The organism is Streptomyces mutomycini (assembly GCF_001700505.1).
Taxonomy (GTDB): Bacteria; Actinomycetota; Actinomycetes; order Streptomycetales; family Streptomycetaceae; genus Streptomyces; species Streptomyces mutomycini.
The window spans coordinates 1-5,627 of the sequence record NZ_MAPV01000180.1; the positions used below are offsets into that span (position 1 = coordinate 1).

Consider the following 5,627-nt stretch of genomic DNA (forward strand, 5'->3'; position numbering starts at 1 on the left):
ACACAAACACCACTGGCTGGAGCCCCAGGTCCCGCAGGCTGCGGTCCAGAACACCCCCGGCCCGCACCCGCTGCTGGACCAGGTCCTGCTCCGCACGATGGGCCAGTCCGTCTTCCTCACCGAGTTCTCGCTGGAGCGGCACTGGGTGCTCTCCGAGCACAAGCTGCTCGGGGAGGCGATCGTCCCCGGGACCACCTACCTGGAGATGGCCCGCGCCGCCGCCTCGCTGCACTTCGGCCGGCCGGTCACCGAACTCCGCGACGTCACCTTCCTGGTCCCGCTGCTGGTGCAGGAGGACATCCCGCGCACCGCGCACACGACCATCCGCGAACTCGACGACACGCGAGCCGAGTTCACCGTCGCCGGCCTCGACCCGGCGGGGGACCGCTGGACGGTCCACGTCCAGGGGACGGTCGGCGTCCAGCCGCTCGCCGCACCCGCGCCGCAGCAGGACCTGGAACGCCTTCGTGAGCTCTGTTCGCTGGAGAGCGTGGACATCACCCTGCGGCAGACCGAGCACCAGGTGATGGAGTTCGGTGACCGCTGGCGCAGCAGCCTGCCGACCGTGCACGTCGGCATCCGCGCCGCCCTCGGCGTGCTCGACCTGCCCGAGCAGTACCGGGCCGAGTGCCAGGACTACCCCCTGCACCCGACGCTGCTCGACCAGGCCACCGGCTTCAGCGGATTCGCCGTCCTGGACACCGCCGATGACCGCCGGCTCGCCCTCGGCAACCGGGATTTCTTCCTCCCGGTCGGTTACGACTCACTGCTCCTGCACGGCCCGCTGCCCGCTCGTGGCCTGAGTTTCATCCAGCCTCACCCCGACTATGCGGACAGCACCGAGTTCCGCAAGGTGGACGTGCTGATCTGCGACGAGTCGGGGGCCACCGCGGCCGAGATACGCGGCTTCACCGTCAAGCGCGTCACCGACGCCAAGCGCACGGTCGCCCAGCTGCGCCCGCACTCCCGTCACCACACCCTCAGGTGGGTACCGGCGCCGATGCCGGAGGGGCAGCACACCTCGCCCTCCCGGGTCCTGGTGATCGGCGAACAGGGCGGTATCAGCGGGGAGCTGAGCGCCGAGCTGCGCTCACACGGCGTCAGTGTCACCGAGGCGGCCCTCACGGCCCAGTGGCAGCCGCTCGGTCCGGACCAGTACGAAGTTCCGCCCACGGCCGAGGGTTTCGGCCTGCTGCTGGACGCACTCGGCTCGGAACTTCCGGACGAGGTCGTGCACGTCGCGGCCCCGGCGGACGGCCGCGTCCAGGAGGATCTGGCCGTCCTGGAGGACCGGCTGGCCCACGGCGTCCACAGTCTGTTCCACCTGGCCCGCAGCCTCTCCGAGCGCGGCGTCGCCCCGGCCAGGGTCAGCGTGGTCGCGCCCTCGGTGGCACGGGTGACCGGCACCGAACAGGAGACGGCTGCCGTCCACGCGACGCTCTTCGGCCTCGCCAAGGTGATCGGCCAGGAGTACGAGAACACCGACGTGTTCTGCCTCGACATCGCCGAGGACACCGGCCCCGCGGCCGTCTGCGCCGAGCTGCTCGGCGCACGGACACCCACCACCGTCGCGCTGCGCGACGGGCTGCGGTACGTCGCGGAGCTCGTCCCGGTGCACCTCCCCGAGAAGCCGCGGTCCAGTCCGGTCCGCCCTGACGGGGTGTACCTGATCACCGGCGGTCTGGGCGGGCTCGGGCTGGCAGTCGCCCGCCATCTGAGCCGTACGGTGCCGGGTGCCCGGCTGGCCCTGGTCGGCCGCACCGGGCTGCCGCCGCGCGAGCGGTGGGACGCGGTCACCGACGTGAAGCTGCGCAGGCAGATCGAGGTGCTGCGTGAACTGGCGGAGAACGGCGCCGAGGTGCGCAGCTATTCCGCTGATGTCACCGACCTGGCGGCGATGGGGAGCGTCGTCGCCGAGGTCCGCGACGAGTTGGGGGCGATCGGCTGCATCGTCCACGCGGCCGGCGTCGCCGGGGACGGCTTCCTCTTCCGCAAGGACCCGGAGACCTTCCGTCGTACGCTGAACCCCAAGGTGCTCGGCGCCACCGTGCTGGACCTCGTCACCCAGGACGACCCGCCGGAGTGCATGGTCAACTTCGGTTCCACGGTGGCGGTCTTCGGTGCGGCCGGGCAGGGCGACTACACCGCCGCCAACAGCTACCTGGACCACTTCGCCGAACAGCGGGGAGCGCGCGGCAGGTGGACGGTGACGATCGACTGGAGCGACTGGCTGGACACCGGCATGGCGTTCGACCACGGGGTCCAGCAGGATCAGGGCTTCTTCCGTTCGGTGTCGGTCGAGGACGGTCTCGACAGCTTCGAGGAGATCCTCTCCTCGGCCTGCACGCCCGTGCTCGTCGGTGAGATCAACTACCCGCAGCTGGGCGGGTCCGCCGGGCTGACGGACCTGCTGCGCCGAGCACCGCTGCTACTGGCCGACCCGATCCAGCAGGCCATCGCCGCTGCCCGCAGCAGCGACACCGGATCGGCCACGACGGCGGACACCCCGTCGTCCGACGACGGCCCGAAGCTCTTCGGTAAGGAGAGGACCGAGTTCAGCGACACCGAACGTGCCCTCGCCCGGATCTGGGCCCGCGAGCTGGGCCTCGGCGAACTCAATGTGCACGACTCATCGTTCGCGCTCGGGGTGGACTCGCTGACAGCGCTCCGGATCGCCCAGAGCATCCAGAAGATCATGGACCTCCGGGTCTCGATGGTCGACCTGTTCCGCTACGTCACGATCGCGGAGCTCGCCGAGCATCTGGACACCAGGGACGCCCAGGACTGACCAGGGGCGGATACCCCCTCCGTCCGTCCCGCAGAGGGGGTATCCGGCGAGCATCCGCACCGTGCCCTGCGGTCAGCGGCCGTAGGTGGTACGGCACAGGGCGACGATGTCGGCGGACGCGACCCCCCGGCCCGCCGCACAGACGGTGCGCATGTCGTAGGACTTCCGCTGCTGGGCCCGGCGGGGCGTCCCCGCGCGGCGTGGCGGTTCGGGCCGGGCGGGAGCCACCCCTCGCGGCTGGTTCCGGGCCTCCTGGCGGGCCGGTGGCGCCGCCGCGCCGGCGGCACGCGCCTTCTCCGCCTTCTTCCGTTTCTTCTTCCCGCTCGAGCGCTCCGGCCGCTCCTCGCTCTTCCCCAGTACGTCATGGACGGCCGGGGGCGCGGTGGGCACTCCGGAGGCCTGTACGGCGGGGGCGTTGCCGGAGCGCGGGGAAACCGCGGGCGCGGGCCTCTCGCCTCCGGCCTGGACGGAGACGCAGCCCGCCGCACTCAGCAGGGCGACGAGCACGAGGGACATGGGCCGCAGGTTCATGCCCTGGTCAACGACGAGCCGGGCGACCGGACACGTCCGGAACGTCCGGCTCCGGGCGGGTGCCGCCGCTCAGCCGGACAGCCCTGCCCGGGCGATGTCCAGCGCACGGTGGACCGTGCGGGGGAGGGAGGACGGCTCCGGGTCCGCGCTCCACGCCCACTGCTCGACCGCGATACGGAGCGCGCCGTTGAGCAGGGTCGCCTGCATCCGGGGCTCGAGGTCGTCCGGCCCGTGCCCCGTGCGTTCGGCGATGACCTCGGCGAAGACCAGCTCCGCGTCGTGGTGGACCTGGAGCCACACGGCGCGCAGCCCGGGCTCGGTGCGGGTGAGCAGGACCAGGTCGCGGAGCGCTTCCGCGTCTGTGTCCGCAGCGCCGACCGGGAGCGAGGACGGAGTCACGCCGACCACCTCGACCAGGGGCCGGTCGCGTGGCCACGACCTCATGAGCGCGGTGACGAAATCGAGCGCGTAGGTCAGCAGGGGGCTGACGCACAACTCCTTGGACGAGGTGTAGCGCCACAGGGTCCGCTGGGAGATACCCGCCGCGGCGGCGATCTCGTCGGCGGTCGTCGCTGCCACCCCCCGCTCGGCGAAGAGACGGACGGCCTCTCGTGCGATCTCCAGCCGGGTCTCGGCCTTGCGGCGTTCGGTCAGCGGAGGGCGACCGAGGCGGGCTCCGCCGACCGCGGTCCCGCCGGCGGCCGGTGCAGGACCCTGCGTCTCCTCCGCGTGCGCGGTTTCCACGGTTTTCGGCCACCTTCCTTCGAGGCTGCTGACATCGTAGCCAGTTTCCTTTATGACACCACTCGCCATGTTGGCACTGTGCGCCACAAAAGGTAGCGTGCGCTTCCGTCAACAACGCGAGGAGCATCACGTGAGCGTCACCACCAGCGGCCCGTCGGGCCGCAGCGTCATCGTCACCGGCGCCGGATCGGGCATCGGCCGTGCGACCGCCCTGCTGTTCGCGAAGGAGGGTGCACGGGTCGTGATCGCCGATGTGGACGACGCGGCCGCCCTCGCCGTCGCCGAAGAAGTGGCGCAGGGCGGTGGGACGGCGGTGGCGGTGATCGGGGACCTGCGGGACCAGGCAGTCGTCGACCGCGTCGCGGCTACGGCCGTGGAGGAGTTCGGCGGCATAGACGTCCTGGTCAACAACGCCGGGATCATGGACAGCATGTCGGCGGCGGCCGACACCGGCGACGACGAGTGGGAGCGCGTCATCGGCGTCAACCTCACGGCCCCGTTCCGCCTCACGCGAGCCGCACTGCCGCACATGCTCGCCGCGGGCAAGGGCGCCATCGTCTTCACCGCCTCCGAGGCCTCGCTGCGGGGCAGCGCGGCAGGCGCCGCGTACACGGCCTCCAAGCACGGCATCGCCGGTCTGACGAAGTCACTGGCGGTCATGTACCGCGGCAAGGGCATCCGCTGCAACGCCATCGCACCCGGCGGCACCCTCACCAAGATCCGGGTCGACGCCGACCGGGACGCCCACGGCCCGGCCGCCCTCGCCCCCTACATGGGCAACGCGGGCTCGCCCGCCCGGGCGGAGGAGCAGGCGGCGGCGATCGCCTTCCTCGCGTCCGACGCGGCGGGCAACATCAACGGGGTGATTCTTCCCGTCGACAACGGCTGGTCCGCCGTCTGACCGGACCTCACCCGACGGCGAGGGTGCGACCAGGGGAGCCGCAGGGCCACCGGACCGGCACCACTCCCCCGCATCCACGCCGGCGTCCGGGTGTCCATTTCCGGACACCTTCCGCCGCCCGGCCACCTTCACGATATGCATCAACCACACAATGTGTACTATGCACTTCATGAGCGCGAGTACGTCGCAAGTGCTGCCAGAACCGTGGTGAGTTACTCATGAACGCCCCCGGACACAGACCCTCCCAGCCCCGAGTGGCCGCATCCGCCCGGTGCGCCGCCTCTGCCCCGCGCAGGCCCGAACTCCTTGGCCGACACGGCCCCTCGCCCAGCGATGCCGCGCCCACAGGCCGGTGCCTGCCCAAGGCCGGCACCGGAGCTCCGGGGGCGCCGGCGGCCGCACGACGACACCAGACCTGATCCCGCCCCCCATTGGAATGAGGCCCGTATGCCCTCCCCCCACACCTCACCCACACCCGCCGGCCCAGATGTCCACGAGCCGGGCTTCGACCTCGAAGAGCTGCGCCTGAAGTACCGCGCCGAGCGCGACCGGCGGATCCGGCCCGACGGCAGCGCCCAGTACCGGCGTACCGCCGGGGAGTTCGGCTACTACGACGCCGACCCGCACGCCGACCCGGACTTCGCCCGGGAGGCACTGCGGGAC

At 71.7% G+C, this 5,627-nt stretch carries 4 protein-coding genes and 1 pseudogene; 3 read left to right on the forward strand and 2 right to left on the reverse strand.

The genetic code is table 11. From position 1 onward, the window contains the following. On the forward strand, positions 1-2,788 hold a 2,788-nt coding region (locus BFF76_RS24150; RefSeq protein WP_141695651.1), incomplete at its 5' end, for an SDR family NAD(P)-dependent oxidoreductase. A gap of 72 nt (positions 2,789-2,860) precedes the next feature. On the opposite strand, the gene BFF76_RS24155 is transcribed toward BFF76_RS24150, so the two are convergent. Both BFF76_RS24155 and BFF76_RS24160 read right to left on the reverse strand, forming a co-directional pair. Next, positions 2,861-3,304, reverse strand: a complete 444-nt coding sequence (locus tag BFF76_RS24155; RefSeq protein ID WP_234351877.1) for a hypothetical protein — start codon at positions 3,302-3,304, stop codon at positions 2,861-2,863. Between the two features lie 84 nt (positions 3,305-3,388). Beyond that, positions 3,389-3,973 carry a TetR/AcrR family transcriptional regulator gene (locus BFF76_RS24160; protein ID WP_234351878.1) on the reverse strand — a complete coding sequence of 195 codons (585 nt, stop codon included), beginning with the start codon at positions 3,971-3,973 and terminating at the stop codon, positions 3,389-3,391. A 220-nt stretch (positions 3,974-4,193) separates the two neighbouring features. Between BFF76_RS24160 and BFF76_RS24165 the strand changes: the two genes are divergently transcribed. Continuing rightward, positions 4,194-4,964: an SDR family NAD(P)-dependent oxidoreductase gene (locus BFF76_RS24165; RefSeq protein WP_065849052.1), complete on the forward strand. Its 771-nt coding sequence runs from the start codon at positions 4,194-4,196 to the stop codon at positions 4,962-4,964. 447 nt (positions 4,965-5,411) lie between these two features. Beyond that, a pseudogene (locus BFF76_RS24170) lies at positions 5,412-5,627 on the forward strand (monooxygenase); the annotation flags it as partial.

What these genes read in the sequence shown, in the direction of transcription:
- BFF76_RS24155 (WP_234351877.1), bottom strand. Translation starts at nt 3,304, where the DNA reads ATGTCCCTCGTGCTCGTCGCCCTGCTGAGTGCGGCGGGCTGCGTCTCC.